Consider the following 22,102-nt stretch of genomic DNA (forward strand, 5'->3'; position numbering starts at 1 on the left):
GACGGCTGAGTTGGCCGCTACTGGACCGCCGCCGAGCTACCAAAAGCGGTTCTCGTCGAGCCGCCGCAGCGCCTCCTCGATGGTCGCCTCGTTGCGGGAGAACGTAAACCGGACCCAGTCGGCGGAGCCCTCGGTGTAGAAACTGCTCCCGGGGACGACCGCGACGCCGGCCTCGCGGACGAGTCTGTGGGCGAACTCGGTGTCGTCGTCGTCGCCCGGGTAGCGCGTCAGCATGTAGTACGCGCCGTCCGGTTTCACGGGGTCGAGGCCGACCTCCCGGAGGCCGTCGTACAACAGTTCGCCGCGGCGCTCGTAGGACTTCGAGAGGTCGTCGTAGTAGTCCGCCGGGAGCGACAGCGCCTCGACGCCCGCCCGCTGGAACGGCGTCGGCGCGCAGATGCTCGTGTAGTCGTGGACCTTCCGCAACTCGGCCGACAGCGGTTCGGGCGCGAGCGCGAACCCGACGCGCCACCCCGTCACGGAGTACGTCTTCGACAGCCCCGTGCAGACGACGGTCCGCCCGGCGAGGCCGTCGATTTCGACGGGGCTGACGTAGTCGTCGGCGTAGACGATGTGCTCGTATATCTCGTCGGTGACGACGACGAGGTCCTCCGCCTCGGCGACTTCCGCGACGAGTTCGAGTTCGTCGGGCGAGAAGACGTTCCCCGTCGGGTTGTGCGGGTGGTTGAGAATCAGCATGGACGCGTCCTCGGCGGCGTCCCGTAGCGCGTCGGCGTCGAGTTCGAGACCGTCTGTGATGTCGAGCGGCATCGGCTCTCCCCCGGCGAACTGGACGGCCGGGATGTAGCTCTCGTAGGTCGGCTCGAAGTAGATGACGCCGTCGCCGGGGTCGCAGAGCGCGAGGAGCGTCGAGACGACCGCCTCGCTCGTTCCCGTGGTGATTGTGACCTCCGTTTCGGGGTCGTAGCGGACGCCCTTCCAGTCGGCGTAGCGCTCCGAGACCGACTCGCGGAGTTCCGGCAGCCCCCAGGTGATGGTGTACTGGCTCGACGTGTCGATTGCCCCTTTGGCGGCCTCCTTCACGCTCGCCGGCGTCTCGTCCTCGTCGGGAATACCCTGCGAGAGGTTGATGGCGTCGTGTTCGTGCGCCTCGCGGGTCATCTCTCGGATGACGGACTCGCGGGTTCCCGCGACGCGCTCGCTCCCGATGCGTCGAGAAAAGGGGGACGGTGTCGGCATACGTGGGCTGGGACCGGCTGCCACAAGAAGCTTGGCGGACGCGCTCGACGCGCCGGGTCGCCCACCCCGACGAACGTTTTAATGCGATGAGGCCGACGTACCTCCTGTATGTCGAACCGTCGTGGGCCGGACTTCGAAACGAGGATGGCCGAAGACGAGGAGATTGAACCCCCGTCGTCGTTCGTCGAGCAGGCCACCGTCACTGACGACTCGGTCTACGACGAGTTCGAGGAGAACTGGCCCGACTGCTGGGCCCGAGCGGCGGCGACGCTCGACTGGTTCGACCCGTACGAGTCGGTGCTTCCGGACGACGAACCCCCGTTCGAGTGGTTCGCCGGCGGGACGCTGAACGCCTGTTACAACTGCGTGGACCGCCACGTCGAAGCCGGGGCGAAAAACCGCGTCGCCATCAAGTGGGAGAGCCACGTCGGCGAGACGCGGACGTACACGTATCAGGACCTCTACCGCGAGGTAAACGAGTTCGCGGCCGCGCTCCGCGCGCAGGGCGTCGAGGAGGACGACGTGGTCACGCTCTACATGCCGATGATTCCGGAACTGCCAATCGCCATGCTGGCCTGCGCCCGCATCGGCGCGCCCCACAACGTCGTCTTCGCGGGGCTGTCGGCGGACGCACTCGCGACGCGACTGGAGAGCGCGGATTCGGCGTTCCTCGTCACTTGCGACGGCTACTACCGGAGAGGGAGCGCCATCTTCCTGAAGAGCAAGGCCGACGACGCCCGTCTCAAGGCCGCCCACGACCTCGAAGAGATGGTGGTCGTCGAGCACCTCGGGGAGACCGAACACCTCGGCGCGGGACAGCACACCTACGACGAACTGGTCGACGCCCACGCCGGCGCGGCGGTCGACCCGGTCGAACGCGACGCCGACGACGTGCTGTTTCTCATCCACACGTCGGGAACAACGGGCGAACCGAAGCGGGTCGAACACGTTACCGGCGGCTACCTCGCTCACGTCGCGTGGACGTCGCAGACGGTGTTGGACCTCACCCCCGAGGACACGTATCTCTGCACGGCGAACATCGGCTGGATTAGCGGCCACTCGTACGTCGTCTACGGGCCGCTCGCACTCGGGGCGACGGCGGTCATGTACGAGGGGACGCCGAACTACCCGGAGCGAGACCGCATCTGGGACCTCATCGAGGAGAACGCCGTCGACGTGTTCTACACGGCTCCGACGGCGATTCGCTCGTTCATGAAGTGGGACACGTCGCTCCCGGCGTCGCGGGACCTGTCGAGCCTCCGCCTGCTCGGAACCGTCGGCGAACCAATCGACCCGCGGGCGTGGCACTGGTACTACGAACACATCGGCAACGGGAACTGCCCCATCGTCGATACGTGGTGGCAGACCGAGACCGGCGGGATGATGATTACGACTCTGCCGGGCGTCGAGAAGATGAAACCCGGCTCAGCCGGACCGCCGCTCCCCGGCGTCGGCGCGCGGGTCGTCGACGGCCGCGGCGAGGAGGTCCCCGTGGACGAGGCCGGCTATCTCGTTCTCACGCGCCCGTGGCCCGGGATGCCGCTCGCCCTGCGACACGGCCACCGCTGGGGCGAGGAGGCGGCGAAACTCGACGTGGACGGCTGGCACTACTTCACCGGCGACGGCGCGAAAGTGGACGACGACGGCTACATCACCGTCCTCGGCCGCGTCGACGACGTTATCAACGTCTCGGGCCACCGCCTCGGGACGATGGAAATCGAGTCGGCCATCGTCGGCGTCGAGGGCGTCGTCGAAGCCGCCGTCGTCAGCGTCGACGACGCCGAGGCGGGCGGCATCCACGCCTACGTCACGCTGGAGACGGGCGTCTCCGGTGACGACGACCTCCGCGAGCGAATCGCCGCACACGTCCGCGAGCGCATCGGGCCGATTGCCACGCCGGACGCCGTCGTCTTCACGCCCGACCTCCCGAAGACGCGCTCCGGGAAGATTATGCGCCGGTTCCTCGAAAACATCACTAACGGCGAGGAGTTCGGCGACACGTCCGCGCTCCAGAACCCGGAAATCGTCGGTGAACTCGAATCTATCGTCCGTGACGGCTGATGACGTTTCGGGCAATTCTCTCTAAGCGAAACGCAGTGACTATCGTTCGGGAGCGACTTCCACGCTGATTGTCGCTTTCACCATGTCGGTTCTGTGCTATCATCGGAAGCTTTAGTTCGCTTATCGACAGTGTTGCGAAACGGATGCGGGACGAAAACTCCGAACCGACGCCGCTGTCGGCGGACGGGTACGAGCGACTGCGACGGGCGACCGAGACGTACCGCGAGGACCTCGTGCTTCGTCTCGGCGCGGAAGTCGGACTCACGCCGGCCGAGATGAGCCGGTTCGAACCCGCACACGTGACTCAGCGGCGACACGGGGGAACGGAGCTCTACTTCCTCGCCGTCCCGACCGACGGACGGGAGGCGTATCTGCCGAGCGAGGTCGAACACGACGTTCGGAAGTACGTCACGACGACCGGCATCGACGAGACGGAGCGAGTGCTTCCGGTCACGCCGCGGCGTCTCCAGATGCTCGTGGCGTCGGTCGGCACGCGCGCCGCCGAGGAGACCGGCCGCGAGGAACTGGCTGAGGTTTCGACTCGCGACCTGCGACGGCACTTCGCCCGAACGATGCTCGCCGACGGCGTCCCGCCGAGCGTCGTCATGCGAATCGGCGGCTGGGACCGTCTCGAGACCCTCGCGCCGCTCCTCGGTGAACCGAGCGAAGACGAGGTGCTCGATGCGCTCTCGCCGGACCCCGCGGACGGCGGCGGTCGTGCCGTCAGCGGCGACCCCGACCGAACGCGTCAGATCATCGAAGCCGCGCGAAGCGTCGGGTCGGCGCTCTCGGCGGTGAACACGCGAAGTGAGGTCGAACAGGCCGTCTGTGACCGGCTCACCGATTCAGACCGCTACCGTTTCGCTTGGATTGAATCGGGCGAAACCGACGCGCGAACGTCGCGCACCGCCGCCGGTCTCGACGAGATGTCGTTCGAAGCGGTCCGGGGGTCGCTCGCCGGTCGCGGCACCGACTTCACTCGACGCGCGTGCGACACCCGCGACGTGCAGACGGTGCGTCCCGACTCGCTCCCGAACTCGGAACCCGGGCCGATTGCGGTCGTTCCGCTGGCGCACGGCGACACCGCCTATGGAGCGCTCTACGTCGCGCTCGACGGCCAAGCGGTTCCCGACGCCGAGGCGGACGTACTGGTGACGCTTGGTCGCCACGTCGGACAGGCAATCGCCGCCGCCGAGCGTCGGAAGCTACTCCTCGCCGACACAGTCGTCCAACTGGAGTTCGAATCCTCTGACGAACGGGATGTGCTCGTTCGACTCTCCGCGACCCTCGGTTGTTCGGTTCGGCTCCGCGGCGTCGTCCCCATCGAAGAGCGGTCGTTGCTGTGTTTCCTCACCGTCCGAGAGGCGACGACGGACGCGGTGTTCGACGAGTTGCAAACGACGGACGCCGTCGAGCACATCCGCCTCATTCGCGACCGAGGGACGGAGTCGCTCCTCGAAGTCGCGCTCTCCGCGGGGTCGACGATTACGACGCTCACCTCCTACGACGGCACCGTCTCGCGGTTCGTCGCGGAGGACGGCGTCGCCCGTTTCGTCGGCGAGTTCTCGAACGAAACGCCGCTCCGAGACGTGCTATCCGACCTGACCGACGCGTATCCCGCCACCGAACTCGTCGCGAAACAGGAGGTCGAGCGCCCCACGCGAAACACCGCCGACTTCCGGGCATCGCTCGTGGCGCGACTCACCGACAAGCAAGAGTCCGTCCTGCGGGCGGCCTACCTCGCCGGCTATTTCGAGTGGCCCCGCGGCAGTACCGCCGAAGACCTCGCCGATTCGATAGACATCTCGTCGCCGACGCTCCACCAGCACCTCCGAACCGCACAGCAGAAACTCATGACCGCGTTCTTCGACGACGACACCGACGAACGCGCTTCGACCCTAGACCCTTAGGCGTGCGACGAATTAGCACACGAACGTCCGTTATTAATTGATATCTTATCAAAATTTATAGACAATAGTGTGTACCGTTCATCTGTGGCTCTGAAGCCTATACACGCGCTCACAGCCCATTATGTATAATCGTGGTGTTAATTTTCGATAATTAGTTACCCTACTTATGCCCTTTGTCGAGACTCGTTAGCACGTACTATGGCACAGGGTGACGCTGAACTGGAGGCACGGCTGGCAGAACAAGATGAGTTCGAACCCACCGAGGAGTTCGTCGCGCAGGCGAACGTCTCGGACGCCGACATCTACGACGAGTTCGAGGAGAACTGGCCCGAGTGTTGGGAGCGCGCGGCCGACCTGCTCGACTGGGACGAACAGTACGACGAGGTGCTGGACGATTCGAACCCGCCGTTCTACGAGTGGTTCACGGGCGGCGAACTGAACGCCTGTTACAACTGCGTGGACCGCCACGTCGAAAACGGGGACAAGAACCGGGTCGCCATCAAGTGGGAAGGCGAACACGGCGAGACGCGGACGTACACCTATCAGGACCTCTACCGAGAGGTCAACGAGTTCGCGGCGGCGCTGCGCGACCTCGGCGTCGAGGAAGACGACGTGGTCACGCTTTACATGCCGATGGTTCCGGAACTCCCCATCGCCATGCTGGCCTGCGCCCGCATCGGCGCGCCCCACAACGTCGTCTTCGCCGGATTCTCCGCCGAGGCGCTGGCGACACGGATGAACGCCGCGGACTCTCGGTTCCTCGTCACCTGCGACGGCTACTACCGCCGCGGCGACCCGCTCGACCACCTCGACAAGGCCAACGAGGGTCTCGACGGCGTCGACCACGGCGTCGATGCCACGGTCGTCGTCGACCGACTGGGTGACGACGGCTTCGACCACGACCTGAAGGGCAACCAGCACGATTGGGACGACCTCCTCGACGAGCACGCCGGCGAGCGCGTCGACCCCGTCGAGCGCGACGCCGAGGACATGCTGTTCCTCATGTACACCTCGGGCACGACGGGACAGCCGAAGGGGGTCAAACACACCACCGGCGGCTATCTCTCCTACGCGACGTGGACTTCCCACGCAGTCCTCGACATCGAGAAGGAAGACACCTACTGGTGTTCGGCCGATATCGGCTGGATTACGGGTCACTCCTACATCGTCTACGGGCCGCTCGCGCTCGGCTCGACGACGGTGATGTACGAGGGGACGCCCGACTACCCCACCCGCGACCGGATGTGGGAACTCGTCGAGAAGTACGCGGTCGATATCTTCTACACCGCTCCGACGGCGATTCGCGCGTTCATGAAGTGGGGCAGCAAATACCCCGAATCGCGCGACCTATCGAGTCTCCGCCTGCTCGGCACCGTGGGCGAGCCCATCAATCCGCGCGCGTGGAAGTGGTACTACGAACACATCGGCAACGAGAACTGCCCGGTGGTAGATACGTGGTGGCAGACCGAGACCGGCGGGATGATGATAACGACCCTCCCGGGCGTCAAGAACATGAAACCCGGGTCCGCCGGGCCGCCGCTGCCGGGCATCGACGCCCAAATCGTCGACACCGACGGCGACGAAGTCGAACCCGGCCGGGCGGGCTATCTCACGGTGAACAAGCCGTGGCCGGGGATGCTCCGGACGCTCTATGACAACGACGAGCGCTACATCTCCGAATACTGGGCGGAGTACTCCGACACCGACAGCGACGACCCCGACGACTGGGTCTACTTCCCCGAAGACGGCGCGAAAGTGGACGACGACGGCTACATCACCGTCCTCGGCCGCGTCGACGACGTCATCAACGTCTCGGGCCACCGCCTCGGGACGATGGAAATCGAGTCGGCCATCGTCGGCGTCGAGGGCGTCGCGGAGGCCGCGGTCGTCGGCGGCAACCACGAGGTGAAGGGCGAAGCGGTCTACGCCTACGTCATCACCGAAGACGGGTACGGGGAGGGCGAAGACCTTCGTTCGCGCATCATCGAGGGCGTCGAGGACGCCATCGGCCCCATCGCCAGACCCGAACAGGTCGTGTTCACGCCGGAACTGCCGAAGACGCGCTCGGGCAAAATCATGCGTCGCCTGCTCGAAGACGTGGCGAACGGCGCGGAACTGGGGAACACCTCGACGCTCCGGAACCCCGACATCGTCGAGGAAATCGCGGCGAAGGTCCGCGCGAGGGGCGACTGAACGGCCCTCGTCGGCCGACGTATCGAGAGTAACCACCAGACCACGAATCCATGTCACGCGAATCTACCGAGTCAGAGATTGACTCACACGACGCGAGCACCGACCGGAGTACGGCTCCGAGACACGACGAGATAGACTACCTGTCGCGGGAGGTGAACCTGCTGAAGCCGAGCACCCCGTTCATGCGAGACCACCTGAAAGTAATCTGGACCGGCTTCATCGCGTGGGCGCTTCTCACGTTCGGACCGCCGGTGCTCACCTACTTCGCACCGGCGACGATGACCGCACGGCTTCCGGTCATCGGCTTCCCGATGCATTACTTCCTCGTCGCCGTGTTGTCACCGACGAGTTCGCTCGTGCTCGCGTTCATCTACTCCCGCAAGCGCGACCAGCTCGACGAGCGCTACGGCATCGACCACACCGCCTCGCAGACGCGCTCGACGAGTGAGAGCGAGGCCGCCGTCGCCGACGGAGGGCGCGTGGAATGACGCCGAGCGTGTTCCTCCAGTCGGGCGACCTGCTCCCCGAGGCGCTCAACATCTCGTTCAAACTCGTGCCGGCTATCATGGTCGTCGGGATGTTGACCCTGTTTCTCGCCATCGGCTACGTGTTCAAGGTCGCCGACACCGAGGGAATGTGGGTCGCCGGCCGGTCGATTGGCAACATCGAAAACGGGATGGCAATCGGCGCGAACTGGATGTCTGCGGCGTCGTACCTCGGGTTAGCGGGGCTCGTCGCCCTCTCGGGCTTCTACGGGCTCGCGTTCATCATCGGCTGGACGGCCGGCTACTTCGTCCTGCTCATCTTCCTGGCCGCGCAGATGCGCCGGTTCGGGAAGTACACCGCACCCGACTTCGTCGGCGACCGATTCAACTCCGACACGGCGCGGGCAATCGGCGCGCTGACGACCATCCTCATCGGGTTCGTCTACTCGGTCGGGCAGGCCCGCGGGATGGGTCTCGTCGGGTTGTACGTCTTCGGGACCGACTACGTCACGATGGTCATCGTGATGATGGCGATTACGGTGGGCTATCTGACCATCTCCGGCATGATGGGCGCGACGAAGAACATGGCCGTCCAGTACGTCATCCTCATCATCGCGTTCCTGACGGCCGTCTACGTCGTCGGCTTCACCGGCGGCTACTCGACGGTCCTCCCGCACATCGAATACGGCCAACTTATCGGTGAGTTGTCAACCGAGTTTTCCGAACCGTTCGTCAACGCGGGGTTCTATCTCTGGATTGCCACGGCGTTCTCGCTCATCTTCGGAACCTGCGGACTCCCGCACGTGTTAGTGCGGTTCTACACGGTCGAAAACGAGAAGACGGCGCGGCAGTCGACCGTCTGGGGGCTGTTTTTCATCCTGCTCCTGTACTGGAGCGCCCCTGCGCTGGCGGCGTTCGGCGTCGACCTCTACGACGCCTCCCAGTACGGCCCGACGTTCGCGGCCAACGGCGGCATGAGCGGCGGTGAGGGCGACCTCATCGTGGTGCTCGCGGCGCAGCTTTCGAACCTGCCGACGTGGTTCGTCGGCCTCGTCGCCGCCGGCGGCATCGCCGCCGCCATCGCCACGACGGCGGGGCTGTTCATCACCGCCTCGTCCGCCGTTTCCCACGACATCTACACGAACATCATCAACCCCGACGCGACCCAGCGTCAGCAGGTGTTCGTCGGTCGCGCGACCATCGTCGCGCTCGGCATCATCGTGACGGTAACCGCGTTCGACCCGCCGGCGCTCGTCGGCGAACTGGTCGCGCTCGCGTTCTCCCTTGCGGCCATCGTGCTGTTCCCGATGTTCTTCCTCGGTCTCTGGTGGGAGAACACGAACCGTCAGGGCGCGCTCGCGGGCATGAGCGTCGGTCTCACGCTCTGGGTCGCCGCCGTGGTCAACGACCTCATCTTCCACTTCAGCGACCTCTTTGCCGAGTTCGTGCCGGCCATCGGCGCGGCGCTGGTCGGCACGCCGCTCGTGTTCGTCGTCACTATCGCCGTCTCGATGGCGACTGACGAACCGCCCGAGCGAATCAAGAAGATGGTCCGGCAGTGTCACAGCCCCGAACCGATGGGTCAGCAACAGTCCGCAGAAGACGTCGTCATGAGCGCCGACGGGGGCCAGTCCCCCGCGGACGATTAACCAATGTACGAACACATTCTCGTTCCGACTGACGGAAGCGACGCGGCGGAGTACGCCGTCGAACAGGCGGTCGACCTCGCCTCGAAGTACGGCGCGACGGTCCACGCGCTGTACGTCGTCGACGTCGACGCCACAAGCTACTCGCTGGGAACGGAACAGGTCGACCGCATCCGGCAGGGTCACCTCGACGACATGCCCGAAGTGAAGGAGGCGGCCGACGCGGCCACGGGCTACGTCGCCGACGCCGCCGCCGAACACGGACTGGCCGTCCGCGAACACGTCGTCCCGGGCGAACCGGCGCGCGCCATCAGGAAGTTCGTCGAGGACAACGACATCGACCTCGTCGTGATGGGTTCCCACGGCCGTTCCGGCCTCTCCCGGGTCGTTCTCGGAAGCGTGACCGAACGCGTCCTCCGGCGGACTCGACTCCCGGTGCTCGTCGTCGACGTCCACGAAAAGGACGCGGAACCAGACGCGGAAGCGGACGCGTAACGATGTCCGACACCACCCGCGCGAAGACGAGCACGTCGCCCGCGGCTCCCGGCGAGGTGACCCGCCGATGAGCCTCACGGAGACGATTCGAACCCACGTACGCGAACACCGCTCGGGAATGCTGACCGACCTGCTGTTCGCCCTGGCGTGGGTGACGGTCGTTTCGGTCCTGTTCGACGTGCTCGACGGGCCGCAGTGGGCGTTCTACCTCTGTATGGGTGCGGGCGTCGTCGCGTACTTCGGCTTCTTCGCGTCGGTCGAAGCCGCGCGCGAGAAGCGCTGACGACGGACTCACTCCCGGACTCTCTTCTCGTCCTGACTCGGGGCGGTTGCGGATTCTCGCTCGCCGACGCGCTCACTCGCTCGTCGCCGGCCACGGCGGGTCATATGTCGTCAGCGCCGCGCCGACCCTCGCGCCCGCTTCGCCGAGGAGCGCCGACAGGCCGAACCCGAGCACGCCGACGGTGGCGACCCCGCCGAGCACCATCAGCCAGCCCGCGGCGACGAACCACGCCGGGCCGGACAGCGCGGTGGCGGCCCCGAACACGGTGGCCAGTATCCATAGGATGGGGAGGCCGCCGACGAGTCCCGTGCGGACGCCGACGCCGGTCGCCGTTCCGTGCCGCCGTTTCGCCAGCGCGCCGACGACGAGGCCGGCGAAGAACACCGCGGTCAGCGACATCGACGACCGTCCGTCCAGATAGCTCCACGAGACGAACGCCGCCGCGACGAGTCCGCCGACGAGACTGTACCGCCGTCGCCACGTGCGGTCGGACGGCGCGCGAAATCCGGTCATACGCGTATTCGTGTCTGCCATCTAATAGTTCTGTTCACGAACCACCGGAAAATCGGGTCACTTCGGGGGCTATTCGTCGCGCTCCCGCCGCCGGTAGGCGATGCCCGCCCCGGCGGCGAGTAGCACGTCGACGCCGGCGAGCGTCCATCCGGCGGCGTTGCCGCCGTCGTCACCGCCGTCACTCCCATCGCCGTCGGCCTCACCGTTGGCGGTCTCACCGCCGTCAGCCCCGGCGGCCGCTTCGTCGCCCGCCGCCGCGCCGACCGGCACCCACGCGACGAGCGACATCACCGTTACCAACGCCAACGCGACTGTACTCACCCGCTATCGCGTTATCCCGACCCCCCTCGTCATCGAGTGTTCGCCTCTCTGTCCGTCCTGCCGTGGCCCCTGATTCCCTGAAATCTCATACTACTGCCAAATACGGATTCACGTCCGATAATTAGGCGATACAGACTGTCTAGAATACCATATAATAATATCGAATAAACGCAACTCTTTAAATATAAATATTTCAAAAGCATTTTTGAATCAGATATAATTGTGTCGGATTATGACATGATCGCTCCTAGAAAAATTTCACAAATTCTAAAATTTGTGCTTTGAGAGGGCTATAATTGCTTTCTCAGATGATATTCCCAAGTCACTCAGAACTCAATATAGCTTAATATATACTATACTAACCAGAGTGAGATTATCAGAACGGATATTCTGAATGTGGTCTCTCCCGCCAGTCTGCTCATTCGACGCACTGTTGGTCACGACGCCGACAGCGATGAGAGCGACGGCAGCGAGCGACGCTGTGCTCACGGCTCACGGGCCGCCGCTGGTCCCTTCGTCCGGTAGAAGCGTCGAAACGAGGAGCACGAGCAACACGAAAAGGGCGAGGAGGAACAGCGTCGCCCGCTGTGCCTGCACTATCGCGGCGTCGAACACGTCGGCCAGTAGCTCCCGTTGCGCCGGCGTGAGGCCGGCGAGAAACGCCCGTTGGGTTCCTTCGGTCGCGGTCTCGGCGGCGGTTTCCAGCGCGGCGACGAGCGCCCCTCGCTCCCTCGCTGACACGCTCGCGCCCGCGGCGGCCAACACGCCGTCGACGACGCCGTCGTAGAACCGCCTGAGCAGGTACGTGCCCACGATAGCGGTCCCGAACGAGTAGCCGAGCATCATCGTCGCGTTCAACAGCCCGGACGCCGCCGCCGAGTCCCGCTGGTCGACCGCCGAGAGCGTCATATCGATGAGCTGTGCCATCACGAGGCCGAGCCCGAGGCCGACGAGCGCCATCGGCACGGCGAGCTGTGCGACTGTCGCGTCCAGCGCCGTCTGCGACGCGAGCGCGAGCACGCCGATTCCCATGAGGACGACGCCGGCCTGAACCAGCAGCTTCGGCGCGACGAACCGCCGCCAGCCGGTCGTGAAGACGGACGCGACGAACGTCGCAACCGAGAACGGGAGCATCGCGACGCCGGTCTCGAACGCGGTGTACCCGGCCCCGGTCTGGAGGAAGACCGGGACGACGAAGATGAACCCCGCGAGGACCAACGACCGCACGGCGTTCGTGGCGATGCCGGCGGTGAACGCCCCGTTCGACAGGAGGCGGACCGGGACGAGCGGCGACCCGCCGTCGCGCTCGACGCGGCGCTCGTACTGGACGAAGGCCGCGAAGACGCCGACGCCGATGCCGACGAGCCAGACGGTCGGAGACGCGCCGAACAGGTCCAGTTGCACGCCGTCGACGACGAACGGCCGGCGGGCCGCTAGCCAGCCGTACCGCCCGGCCAAGAGGACGCCGGCGACGAGAGCGGTCGTCCCCACTACCGAGAGGAGCGTGCCGCCGATGTCCAGTTTCGTCGGCGTCTCGTTCAGGGACGCCTCCGGGAGATACCTGACGAACGCGAGCGCGACGAGGACGATTAGCACCTCGATGCCGAACCCCCAGCGCCAACTCGCAAACGTCGTGACCGCGCCGCCGAGCAGCGGCCCGAACGCGGCACCCGCCGCGTTCACGCCGGCGAGGATGCCGAGCGCTTTCGCCCGGTCCGCGCCCTCGTAGCTGACGAGGAGGACGGTGAACGTCAGCGGGAGCAACACGGCGGCGGCGGCCCCCTCGATGACCGACCAGCCGACGTAGAGCACGACGACGTTCCAACTCAGCGCCGCCAGCGTCGTCCCGACGCCGTACACGAGGAGCGTCGCGGTCATCAGCCGTCGAACCCCGTACATCGACGACAGCTTGCCGCCGGGGAGAATCAGCGCCGCCATGACCATCGCGTAGAACGAAATCGCGCCCTGAACGACCGTGACGGTCGTGTCGAGGTCGGTGACGATGGACGGAATCGCGACGTTCATCAGCGTCGAGTCGATGACCCCGATGAACATCGCGAGACTCACCGCCACGGCCGGCCCCCAGTACGCCAGCCCGCTCGCCGGGTCGGTCCTCGCTCCCCTCTCGTCGAGAACGTGCGCGTTCGCGTCAGAGTCCATCGTCCTCGATACCACGTCTCGTTCGATAACCCTCTCTGCGCACCGGACGCCTCGGAGCCTCAGTAGTCGCGTCACCGCCACTCGGGTGAGTTGCGGCCGCGCCGCTTGATTCGGTGGTCGGTCGGACGACCGTCCGGGACGGAATATCGTCTTCCCGCCTCGGCGCTGGTGTGACGAGCCGTTGGAACCACGTCTCCTCGTTCGGTGCGTCCTTCGCCACGCGTTCGTAGTCGACGGCGACCCCGCCGTCTTCCGTCGCGGACACGCGCACGTAGTTGAGTTGGTACCACGAGTAGAAGACGGGCGGGAGGACGCCGAACGCGGACTCGACGCGCCGCAGTCGCTTCAGCCACGTTCCCGTGTTGACGACGACCCCACCGTCGAGTTCGGTGACCGCGGGCCGGTGGGTGTGGCCGTAGACGAACACCACGACCGACGGGTCGGACGCGAACAGTTCGCTGGCGGCCTCTCGGTAGGTGTCCGCCGCCGACCCCCGTTCTTCCGGTCGGTCGATGCCGAACCGCCGGAGCGTCTTTCGAACGTCCCTGGCGAGGACGAAAAGCGGTATCGCGACGAGCAGCAGCAACAGCGTGACGGCGAGGTTCGCGGTCAAAAGCAGGTCGACCAGCGTCCCGACCGGGCCGAACAGCCCGAGGAACCGTTCGATGAGGTCCATCGGGAGCGACCAGACGCCGGCGGCGTCGAGCGCGAACGCGAGCACGTAGAGAAATCCGACGTTGAACAGGAGGAGAAACGGGGCGGAGACGTATCTGAGCCACGGGCTCATCTCCCGATAGAAGTAGTTCGACAGCATCCACGCGGGAATCTGCGTCATCGGCGTCACGGCCTGCACGTCCTTGAGCCAGTTGAACTTCCCGCGCTCGGAGAGCCGGCCGGCGCGGCTCGTGACCTGTCTGTTGACGAAGTAGCCCGGCGGGTTCGCGTGGGGGTTTCCGAAGTCCGGAATCCGGTTGTGGGGGTCCCGCTGCATCCCGTGTTCGACGTAGACGACGGCGTCGCCGACGCGCCGGGTTATCGAGACCTCTTGCCGGAGCGTGACGTTGAACTCGGCCAACCGGTCGACGTACTCCGGGTAGGCGGCGAGTTCGTAGTCGTGATTTCCGGGGATGAGCGTGATGGGGACTCGGTCGCCGGTCGCTTCGAACTGGTCGAACAGCTCCGGATAGCGCTCGACGAGCGCGTCGAACTTGTCGGGGCCGTCGACATCGGTGAACTCCCACAGCCCGAACGCGTCGCCGTTGATGATTAGCTCGGCGTCCTCGTCGGTCGTTTCGAGCGTCCGCAGGAACGACAGCAGTTCGTCCAGAAAGTCGACCTTCCCCAGTTGCTCGTCGCCGCCGATGTGGAGGTCGCTGATGAAGTAGTACGCGTCGGTCACGGCCGTCCCTCCGGAGTGCGGGCGAACGGGGGTCGGTCGAGGAGGGCTGACGGGCGGCCGAGAGCGATATTCACGGGAGCAAGCACACCGGTCGAGGCTTGTGTTGCCGTGTCGTCGGAGACCTGCGCTTCCACGAAGCCGACTCTGACGACCACGTCCCGGCCCAACTCCGCGGTCAGTCGGTCGTCGAACCGCTGTGCGAGGTCGGGCGGCGCTTGCAGGTCCCGCGGAATCCCGACCAGCACGTCGACTCGCGGCTGGTTCCCGAGGAGGTAATCGATGGGCCGGTAGTCGACCGTGACGCTGACGAGTTCGACGCCCTCGATGTCCGCCTCGTCGAACTGCCGCTGGAGTTCGGCCTGCGTCTGTTGCTCGAACGACGCGGTCTGGAACGACGCGTACGTCACCCCGGCGAGGACGAGCGAGAGCACGGCGATGCCCACACCGATGACGGCGATTCGGGTGGCGACCGACGTTCTGACGCCCTCCCGCTCGTCGGCGTCGAGCGGTTTGAACCCCGACAGATAGAACAGAATCAGCGCCGAGAGGTTGATGGCGAGGAGGTTGACGACGACGAGCACCGCGCCCGCGACGGCGACTCCGGGGAGTCCGAACGCGATACCCAGCCCCGACGTCGCCGCCGGCGGGACGAGCGCGACGGCGATGGCGACTCCGACGAGCGTTGACCCGGACCCGCGCATGATGCTTATCGCCCCCGCGATACCCGACCCCAACGCGAGAAACAGCGACAGGACGTTCGGACTGGTTCGCTCTGCGACCTGCGGTATCTCCTGAATATCGACGCCCGGCGGAATGAGAATCGTCTGCTGGAGCACCACTCCGAGCACCGCGGCCGTCGCGATGGCCGCCGCGAGGCCCGTCACCTGGAGGACGACGCCGCGAGTCGCCATCCGTTGGTCGGCCAGTATCGCTCCGACGGACGCCGAAACCGCCGGTCCCATCAGGGGGGCCACGACCATCGCGCCGATAATCGTCGCCGCGGAGTCGAGAAGCAATCCCGTCGCGGCGATGACCGTGCTGAGTATCAGGAAACTGAAGAACGTCGAGTTCGCCGGCGCGAGGTCCTCGGCTCTGGCGTGGAGTTCCTCGCGGGAGATTCTGAGCCCGGGAAAGCGCTCTTTCAGAGCCGAGAGCCGCTGCGAGACGACCGTCTCCGTGGGGAGAACGATGGTGTAGCTGTCGTCTCGGACGCCCGCGTTCGTCAGCTTTTCCATCACCGTCTCGACGCCGCTGGGTGGGACCGGAAACTGCACCATCGCCTCGAAGTCGCCCCGCCCGACCTCCTCGAAGACGGCGTAGTCGACTCCCTGTCCGTCGAGCGACTCCAGCACGCTCTCTCGTCTCCCCCGCGGTATTAACACCTGAACGAGCCGCATACGAACTCCAACGTCACGAAGCAACAAAAAATATGAGTGCTTTGATAGGATAGCTCACCCGCTTGTCTCGCTCGGCGTATCGGCAACGGCGAGCGTCTCTCCGATGGCGTCGATGAACGCCCGCTCGGCCGGGCTGACCCGCCGGCTGCCCAGTCGGAGTATCCCCCCTTCAACCCCGGCGTCCGCGACCCGTTCGGCGCACCAGCGAACGAACCGTCCGTACTCGTCTCGTTCCGCCGGGGTCGCCCGCGCTCGGACGATTGCCGTCGCTTCCCGGCAGTGGTCGTGCGCGCGAGCGATTGCCACCGGGCGAGTGAAATCTCGCGTCTCCGCGTCGCGTCGCACCCGGTCGGCGTTCACCCGGACGAACCCGGCGACGTGGGTGACGAGCTCCGACTCCGGACCGAACTCGTCGGTGTGTCGGAGAGTCCGACGAATCGTCTTCAACTCTCGCCGCAGGCCGCCGTTCGAGGCGACGACGACGCCGAACATCACCTCGACCGGCGTCTGCGCGAGCGTCCGCCACTCTGCGGGCGTGAACGAGTTCCGACTAGTCATACCGGATCGTTGGCGGGCGACGAGTATAGAGGCGTAGGCCGTGACGGGCCGGGTGGCCATCCTTCGAACTTCGCGGGAAACACTCGTTCGGGGGACCGTCGGCTGACTGTTTCGAACGCGACGAATTACTGGCTCCGAGACAGTCAGCGACGCGGTAAACGCAGTTTATTATGCTTTCCCGCTTACGTGTGAGTGAGTTGATGAGATGAGTTCACTAGTCGTACTCGCGTTCGATACGATGGACGGCGCGGAGAATATGCGGGAGAAACTGTACCACCTCCAGAAGCGCGAACTGATTACGATAGAGGACGCCGCCATCGCCGTTCGAAAAGAGAACGGGCAGGTGAAGGTCAAACAGGCACAGAGCCTCGTCGGCGTGGGCGCGCTCGGGGGGTCGTTCTGGGGGCTCCTCATCGGCGTCATCTTCTGGATGCCGTGGCTCGGGATGGCGGTCGGAGCGGTGACGGGCGCGCTCAGCGGGAAGTTCACGGATATCGGCATCGACGACTCGTTCATCAAAGAGGTCGCGAACACGGTCGAACCCGGAACCTCCGCGCTGTTCCTGTTGTCCCGCGGCGCCCAGATGGACCGAATCAAGGCGGAACTGTCGGACGACGAGTTCGAGATTATCGAGACGAACCTCTCGCCCGAGGACGAAGACCGACTTCGTGAGGCGTTCGCCGCCGAGGAGATTGCGGGATAGATTCCGAACGGCCACAGGTGACCGTCTGCGCGGTGCCGAGAGCGTCGCCCACGCCTGACGACGTGTGCGCCGGACACTCCGGAGCGGTTAGTTTACTCTTTTCGCGATTCCCGCTCGTCCCGTTCTCTCGGAGACGTGCGACGAATATCTGTGAACCGCCTCAGACGGACGTTTCGACGCTCGCAAGTGTCTTACTCCCCGGAACGAGAGTCACTATACTTTACAAAGGTAGTCGCGTAACAAAAACGTCGGTGAGCCATCATTATCGGGGGTGGACGAGTGTCCGACGGGTGCGTAGTCTGCCAGCGATTCGTGAGAAGAACGTCTCTCTGGACTGAGCAGAGCGTCTCCGTCGAACCGCCGGTCCGTTCCGAACGCTGGCGGCTTTTCAGTACAGAAATGCGGTCGCGTCGCTGTCGGTCTGCATACCCTCGGAGACTCCCACCACGAGATAGTTGTATATCGCGATATATGATTTATAGGCCGCCGACCCACCTCGTGTCTCACGCAGCGACCGGCGCGACAGTCACTGCGGCATCTGCGTCTCGACGGTCGCAGACTCGCCGGCGGACTCGAACACCGCTGCCAACGTCTCGCGCATCGCCTGCCGGCGGAACGACCGGCGGCGCTCCTCGGAGAGGTAGTTCGACATGACGACGCCGGCGCTTTTCGACCCTTGGTCGGCGGCGACGCCCTCTAACTGGGCGAGCATCTCGTCGACCGCTTCCTGATATGCCGTGTACCAGAAGCGCCGACAGAGTTTCGCGGTCGGAACCTCGCCGTCGACGGTCACGCCCGCCTCGTCGGCGAGGCGCTTGAACCGCCGGTTGACCGTCTCGCGGGCGATGTGACCCGAGGCGGCCCGCGAGGAGGGAAACAGCGCGCCGTTCCAGTCGTCGTCCGCGGCGAGCGCGTCGATGCGCGCGGCGACGGCGTCGACGCCGTAGAGGAGCGCGACGGTTCCCGGCCCGTTTTTGCGCTCGTCGAACGCGATGTGGGGGTCGTCGCCGGAGAGGGCGAGCTGGGAGGCGCGGAGCGACGCGAGTTCGTTCGGTCGCAGCCCCCACCCGGCGAGTCCGAGGACGAGAAGCCGGTCTTCGAGGTCGTCGGCGACGGCGTACACGTCGCTCACTTGGTCGGCCGTCATCGTGCGGTTGTCGGGTTGGCCCTGCTCCCAGCGGAACTGTTTCGCGGCGTTCTCGACGGGGTTGTACCGCGCGCGCCGGAAGTCGACGAGGTACTCGTAGAACGACCGGACCGTCTGGAGGTATTTGAGCTTCGTTCCGTCCGTGGCGAGTTCGGCGTCGAACTCGTCGAGGACCGCGAGACAGCGGTCTATCTCGTCGGGCTCGGCGTCGCGGTCGTCGAGCCGGGAAAGCAGGTCCGCCGACCCGTACCGGTCGCGGTAGATTCGGGCGAACCGCGCGAGGTGGGTGCGGCGGGTCGGCAGCGTCGAGTCCGCGAGGCCGCGCCGCGATTCGAGCATGTCGAGATAGGACTCGAACGCCTCGACGGTGCGGTCGTCGTCGACGCCCCAGTCGTAGCTCTCGTCGTCTCCGTCGCCGAGGCCGACGACCTCGACGAAGAACTCCCGCGGGGTGAGGTCGTGTTTCTCGCGGAGCGCGTAGGCGATGCCCGACCAGCCGCGTTCGGTCAGCCACGCGTAGGTCGGCACGTCCCGCGTCGGGTCCATCCCGTCGCGGTCCATCGCGGGCGCGATGGTCTCCCAGTAGAACGCTTCGAGCTCTTCGAGCGACTTCCGCGACCAGTTCACCGGGGCTCACCCCGCCCGACCCGTCCGCCGCGTTGCGTTCCGTGCGCCATCGTTCTGTATTCGAGGCGTGGCGCGGGCGGATTAACACTTTCTCTCGTCGCGGGCGACGACGCGTCGGCGGCGGTGTCGCACCCACCGGCCGACCGACTACCCTCAATATGATGGGTATTAGATATATTGGGGAGCCGTGATAACAGGGCGTTACAATGTCCGATGGAAACGACGGCGGTTCGGTGCTCGGGGCGGACCCGCCCGACGGCGGGGAACCGGTCGGTGACGCGGACCCGGCGGTCGATGTCGGGGCCGCGGCCGACGAGGTGACGGTCCTCGAAAGCGGGACCGAGTTGGAGCGAACAATCGGCCTCCGCGGCGGGTTGGCAATCGGTATCGGGACCATGGTCGGCGCGGGTATCTTCGTCTTCCCCGGTCTCGCCGCCGGGCAGGCGGGCCCCGCGGCCGCGCTCTCGTTCGCGCTCGGGGCGGTCATCGCCCTGTTGGTCGCGCTTCCGACCTCCGAGTTGGCGACGGCGATGCCGAAAAGCGGCGGCGCGTACTACTTCATCTCCCGCGGGATGGGGTCGGCGTTCGGCGCGGTCGTCGGTATCGGTCTCTGGTTGGGGCTCGTCTTCGCCTCGGCGTTCTACCTCGTCGGCTTCGCGCAGTACGCCATCGCCGTGCTGGCGGAGTTGGGCGCGGCGTCGATGGTTTCTGACCTGCCGCTCGTGGCGGTGCTCGGCGTCGGCTTCGGGCTCGTCCTGACGGCGCTCAGCATGTTCGGAACCGAGAACGCGACGAAGCTGCAAAACGGTATCGTGAGCCTGCTTCTCGGCATTCTCCTCGTGTTCCTCGTCTACGGGTCGCTCGACACGCTCGGGCTGTTCGGCCGCCAGACCGTCCCCGAGGAGTTCATGCCCTACGGGACGCTCAGCATCTTCACCACGGCGGCGCTCGTGTTCACCTCGTACCTCGGGTTCGCGCAGGTGGCGACCGTCGCGGGCGAGATAACGAAGCCCGGCCGGAACCTCCCGCTGGCGATGGTCGGGTCCGTGGTCGTCGTCGGGGTGCTGTACGTCGTGACCATCCTCGTCTCGACGGGCGCGTTCGGGAGCGCTAGACTCGCCACCTTCGGCGAGACGGCCATCGTCGAGGTCGCCCGCTCGTACCTCGGTTTCCCCGGCGCGGTCGCCATCCTCCTCGCCGGGCTCTTGGCGACGGTGTCGAGCGCGAACGCCTCGATTCTCAGTTCGTCGCGCGCCCTCTACGCGCTCAGCCGCGACGCGCTGGTCCCGCCGCAGCTCGCGCGAATCAACCTCCGGTACGGGACGCCCCACGTCGCGCTCGCGCTCGTCGGCGGGCCGACGGTCGTCCTCGTCGCCGTCGGCCGGACGGAGGTGCTCGCAGAGGTCGCGTCGTTCCTGCACCTCGTCACCTACGGGCTCATCTGCGTGGCGCTCATCGCGCTCCGTCGGTCGAACCCCGCGTGGTACGACCCGTCGTTTCGCGTCCCCGGTTACCCGGTCGTCCCGGTGCTCGGGGCGCTCGCGAGTTTCAGCCTCGTCGCGTTCATGCAACCGCTCTCGCAGGCGGTCGGCGTCGTCGTCGCGCTCGCGGCGCTGGCGTGGTACTTCATCTACGCCCGCGACGTGCGCCTCAAGGGGGTGAGCTCCGATGCGTAACTCCGACGACGTTCGCGTGCTCGTCCCCGTCGCGGTGCTCGAAGGACAGGTGATTCCTGACCAACTGACCCGTCTGCTCTCGGGAACGACGGTCGTCATCCTCGCGTATCACGAGATTCCCGAGCAGACGGCCCCCGAACAGGCCAGAGAACAGTTCGAACCGAAGGCGCGCGAGGAGCTCGACGAGCTCGTCTCGGTGTTCGAAGCCGCCGGTGCGACCGTCGAGACGCGGCTCGTGTTCACCCACGACGCCGACCAGACGATGGAGCGCATCGCCACGGAGGCGGACTGCGACGCGGTGTTGCTCTCGAACCCCGCCCCGATTATCGACCGCGTTATCGTCCCGATAAAAGAGGACATCAACCTCGAAACGATTACCAAGGTCGCCGCGGCCGTCGGGAGACACGAGGATATCGAGCTCACGCTGTTCCACGCCGCCGAAGAGGACACCGTGGTCTCGGACGGCGAAGACCTGCTCAGCGAGGTCGCCAACGAACTGACCGCCCTCGGGGTCTGCCGCGAACACATCTCGCGCGTCGTCGTCGTCGCCCAGAACCCGCTTCAGGCGCTCATCGAGGCCGCGGACGACCACGACGTGGTCGTGATGGGCGAGGAGAAACCCACGCTCCGCGGCCGGCTGTTCGGTGAAACGTCCGACCGCGTCGCCGAACAGACGGTCGGTCCGGTGCTCGTGGTCCGGCGACCGCTCGACACCGAATCCGATGACTCCGACGAACTTGACGCCTCCGGCGACCCCGGCGACAACGCCGACCCGGCGTGAGGGAACCACTTCGTCTCTCTCCGACACTCTCGTTATAGTATTACAACAACAAAACATTTCTAATGGAGAGGATTGATTGATGAGAAAGAATTAGAAATTTTGGACACTTCACAAATTTCACAATTTGTAGAAATTTCATTTTAGTACTTTTAGTATAAACCACTGGGTCGGTCCGCTCGTATCGCCGTTACCGTTCGAAACAGTTGGAAATCCAGGCGACGGATAAACCCTATCTGGCACCGCACTGTTGCTTATAATATACAACATTATCGCGACCAGAAGACCGTGTTAGACTGCTCTTCCGCGTCTCGACTCGTCCGGTCGGTGCGGAGTGTTCGTCTACCGACGACGAACTCGGCCGGTCCGGTCGTGCGCGGACGACATTCGGACTTCGGCGTGCGGAACTGCGTCGCTGACCACACTTGCATTACACACATAGCCTCGTAATCGGATTCGTCTCGTCCGTCGGGGTGATAGTCGTCGTCCGCCCTTCGGTGAGGCGTCTCGGTTGCGGTGACGATTTCGGAGACTAGCTGGAATCTCGTGT

At 65.5% G+C, this 22,102-nt stretch carries 18 protein-coding genes; 10 read left to right on the plus strand and 8 right to left on the minus strand.

Annotated elements, in window-relative coordinates:
• Window positions 1-36: 36 nt before the first annotated feature.
• Window positions 37-1,200: a pyridoxal phosphate-dependent aminotransferase gene (locus tag ACSR87_RS17990; protein ID WP_498531571.1), complete on the minus strand. Its 1,164-nt coding sequence runs from the start codon at window positions 1,198-1,200 to the stop codon at window positions 37-39.
• A gap of 144 nt (window positions 1,201-1,344) precedes the next feature.
• Between ACSR87_RS17990 and acs (ACSR87_RS17995) the strand changes: the two genes are divergently transcribed.
• The 7 genes from acs (ACSR87_RS17995) to ACSR87_RS18025 all read left to right on the plus strand — a co-directional run bounded on the left by acs (ACSR87_RS17995) (window position 1,345) and on the right by ACSR87_RS18025 (window position 10,273).
• The gene (acs, locus tag ACSR87_RS17995) at window positions 1,345-3,261 is read left to right on the plus strand and encodes an acetate--CoA ligase (protein WP_498531691.1); all 1,917 of its coding nucleotides are present in this window, start codon (window positions 1,345-1,347) and stop codon (window positions 3,259-3,261) included.
• A 143-nt stretch (window positions 3,262-3,404) separates the two neighbouring features.
• Window positions 3,405-5,171: a bacterio-opsin activator domain-containing protein gene (locus ACSR87_RS18000; protein WP_498531572.1), complete on the plus strand. Its 1,767-nt coding sequence runs from the start codon at window positions 3,405-3,407 to the stop codon at window positions 5,169-5,171.
• Window positions 5,172-5,369: 198 nt separating this feature from the next.
• Complete coding sequence (gene acs / locus ACSR87_RS18005) at window positions 5,370-7,364, plus strand: acetate--CoA ligase (RefSeq protein ID WP_498531573.1); 1,995 nt, start codon at window positions 5,370-5,372, stop codon at window positions 7,362-7,364.
• Between the two features lie 50 nt (window positions 7,365-7,414).
• Window positions 7,415-7,852, plus strand: a complete 438-nt coding sequence (locus ACSR87_RS18010) for a DUF4212 domain-containing protein (protein WP_498531574.1) — start codon at window positions 7,415-7,417, stop codon at window positions 7,850-7,852.
• A complete protein-coding gene (locus tag ACSR87_RS18015; protein WP_498531575.1) occupies window positions 7,849-9,498 on the plus strand; it encodes a VC_2705 family sodium/solute symporter in 1,650 nt (549 codons plus the stop codon). The genes ACSR87_RS18010 and ACSR87_RS18015 overlap by 4 nt, the downstream gene beginning before the upstream one ends.
• Before the next feature lie 3 nt (window positions 9,499-9,501).
• Complete coding sequence (locus ACSR87_RS18020) at window positions 9,502-9,990, plus strand: universal stress protein (protein ID WP_498531576.1); 489 nt, start codon at window positions 9,502-9,504, stop codon at window positions 9,988-9,990.
• Window positions 9,991-10,057: 67 nt separating this feature from the next.
• Window positions 10,058-10,273, plus strand: coding sequence for a DUF8119 family protein (locus ACSR87_RS18025; RefSeq protein ID WP_498531577.1), 216 nt, complete (start codon window positions 10,058-10,060; stop codon window positions 10,271-10,273).
• Window positions 10,274-10,345: 72 nt separating this feature from the next.
• Here the strand turns inward: ACSR87_RS18025 and ACSR87_RS18030 are convergent, their stop codons facing one another.
• From ACSR87_RS18030 to ACSR87_RS18055, 6 genes are all read right to left on the minus strand, one after another.
• Window positions 10,346-10,786 (minus strand): DUF5518 domain-containing protein, encoded by a 441-nt coding sequence (locus tag ACSR87_RS18030; RefSeq protein WP_498531578.1) that lies wholly within the window; start codon window positions 10,784-10,786, stop codon window positions 10,346-10,348.
• Window positions 10,787-10,855: 69 nt separating this feature from the next.
• Window positions 10,856-11,107 (minus strand): hypothetical protein, encoded by a 252-nt coding sequence (locus ACSR87_RS18035; RefSeq protein ID WP_498531579.1) that lies wholly within the window; start codon window positions 11,105-11,107, stop codon window positions 10,856-10,858.
• 492 nt (window positions 11,108-11,599) lie between these two features.
• Complete coding sequence (locus ACSR87_RS18040) at window positions 11,600-13,267, minus strand: MFS transporter (RefSeq protein ID WP_498531580.1); 1,668 nt, start codon at window positions 13,265-13,267, stop codon at window positions 11,600-11,602.
• On the minus strand, window positions 13,257-14,666 hold the full coding sequence (locus ACSR87_RS18045; protein ID WP_498531581.1) for a metallophosphoesterase: 1,410 nt from the start codon (window positions 14,664-14,666) through the stop codon (window positions 13,257-13,259). The genes ACSR87_RS18040 and ACSR87_RS18045 overlap by 11 nt, the downstream gene beginning before the upstream one ends.
• Complete coding sequence (locus ACSR87_RS18050) at window positions 14,663-16,063, minus strand: TIGR00341 family protein (RefSeq protein WP_498531582.1); 1,401 nt, start codon at window positions 16,061-16,063, stop codon at window positions 14,663-14,665. Before ACSR87_RS18050 ends, ACSR87_RS18045 begins: the two co-directional genes overlap by 4 nt.
• A 54-nt stretch (window positions 16,064-16,117) precedes the next feature.
• Window positions 16,118-16,621: a hypothetical protein gene (locus ACSR87_RS18055; RefSeq protein ID WP_498531583.1), complete on the minus strand. Its 504-nt coding sequence runs from the start codon at window positions 16,619-16,621 to the stop codon at window positions 16,118-16,120.
• Window positions 16,622-16,859: 238 nt separating this feature from the next.
• On the opposite strand from ACSR87_RS18055, the gene ACSR87_RS18060 reads away from it, so the two are divergent.
• The gene (locus ACSR87_RS18060) at window positions 16,860-17,324 is read left to right on the plus strand and encodes a DUF1269 domain-containing protein (protein WP_498531692.1); all 465 of its coding nucleotides are present in this window, start codon (window positions 16,860-16,862) and stop codon (window positions 17,322-17,324) included.
• A gap of 526 nt (window positions 17,325-17,850) precedes the next feature.
• Here ACSR87_RS18060 and ACSR87_RS18065 read toward each other — a convergent pair.
• On the minus strand, window positions 17,851-19,098 hold the full coding sequence (locus ACSR87_RS18065; protein ID WP_498531584.1) for a tyrosine-type recombinase/integrase: 1,248 nt from the start codon (window positions 19,096-19,098) through the stop codon (window positions 17,851-17,853).
• Window positions 19,099-19,304: 206 nt separating this feature from the next.
• Between ACSR87_RS18065 and ACSR87_RS18070 the strand changes: the two genes are divergently transcribed.
• Both ACSR87_RS18070 and ACSR87_RS18075 read left to right on the plus strand, forming a co-directional pair.
• A complete protein-coding gene (locus ACSR87_RS18070; RefSeq protein WP_498531585.1) occupies window positions 19,305-20,774 on the plus strand; it encodes an APC family permease in 1,470 nt (489 codons plus the stop codon).
• Complete coding sequence (locus ACSR87_RS18075; protein ID WP_498531586.1) at window positions 20,767-21,555, plus strand: universal stress protein; 789 nt, start codon at window positions 20,767-20,769, stop codon at window positions 21,553-21,555. The genes ACSR87_RS18070 and ACSR87_RS18075 overlap by 8 nt, the downstream gene beginning before the upstream one ends.
• Window positions 21,556-22,102 lie beyond the last annotated feature (547 nt).

The organism is Haloferax sp. SDI50 (assembly GCF_059802635.1).

Excerpts from the sequence above, each read along its gene's own strand:
- acs (WP_498531691.1), top strand. The coding sequence starts at position 1,345 with ATGGCCGAAGACGAGGAGATTGAACCCCCGTCGTCGTTCGTCGAGCAG.
- ACSR87_RS18025 (WP_498531577.1), top strand. The coding sequence starts at position 10,058 with ATGAGCCTCACGGAGACGATTCGAACCCACGTACGCGAACACCGCTCG.
- acs (WP_498531573.1), top strand. The coding sequence starts at position 5,370 with ATGGCACAGGGTGACGCTGAACTGGAGGCACGGCTGGCAGAACAAGAT.
- ACSR87_RS17990 (WP_498531571.1), bottom strand. The coding sequence starts at position 1,200 with ATGCCGACACCGTCCCCCTTTTCTCGACGCATCGGGAGCGAGCGCGTC.
- ACSR87_RS18010 (WP_498531574.1), top strand. The coding sequence starts at position 7,415 with ATGTCACGCGAATCTACCGAGTCAGAGATTGACTCACACGACGCGAGC.
- ACSR87_RS18020 (WP_498531576.1), top strand. The coding sequence starts at position 9,502 with ATGTACGAACACATTCTCGTTCCGACTGACGGAAGCGACGCGGCGGAG.
- ACSR87_RS18040 (WP_498531580.1), bottom strand. The coding sequence starts at position 13,267 with ATGGACTCTGACGCGAACGCGCACGTTCTCGACGAGAGGGGAGCGAGG.
- ACSR87_RS18075 (WP_498531586.1), top strand. The coding sequence starts at position 20,767 with ATGCGTAACTCCGACGACGTTCGCGTGCTCGTCCCCGTCGCGGTGCTC.
- ACSR87_RS18060 (WP_498531692.1), top strand. The coding sequence starts at position 16,860 with ATGGACGGCGCGGAGAATATGCGGGAGAAACTGTACCACCTCCAGAAG.
- ACSR87_RS18015 (WP_498531575.1), top strand. The coding sequence starts at position 7,849 with ATGACGCCGAGCGTGTTCCTCCAGTCGGGCGACCTGCTCCCCGAGGCG.
- ACSR87_RS18000 (WP_498531572.1), top strand. The coding sequence starts at position 3,405 with ATGCGGGACGAAAACTCCGAACCGACGCCGCTGTCGGCGGACGGGTAC.
- ACSR87_RS18070 (WP_498531585.1), top strand. The coding sequence starts at position 19,305 with ATGTCCGATGGAAACGACGGCGGTTCGGTGCTCGGGGCGGACCCGCCC.
- ACSR87_RS18055 (WP_498531583.1), bottom strand. The coding sequence starts at position 16,621 with ATGACTAGTCGGAACTCGTTCACGCCCGCAGAGTGGCGGACGCTCGCG.
- ACSR87_RS18030 (WP_498531578.1), bottom strand. The coding sequence starts at position 10,786 with ATGACCGGATTTCGCGCGCCGTCCGACCGCACGTGGCGACGGCGGTAC.
- ACSR87_RS18050 (WP_498531582.1), bottom strand. The coding sequence starts at position 16,063 with ATGCGGCTCGTTCAGGTGTTAATACCGCGGGGGAGACGAGAGAGCGTG.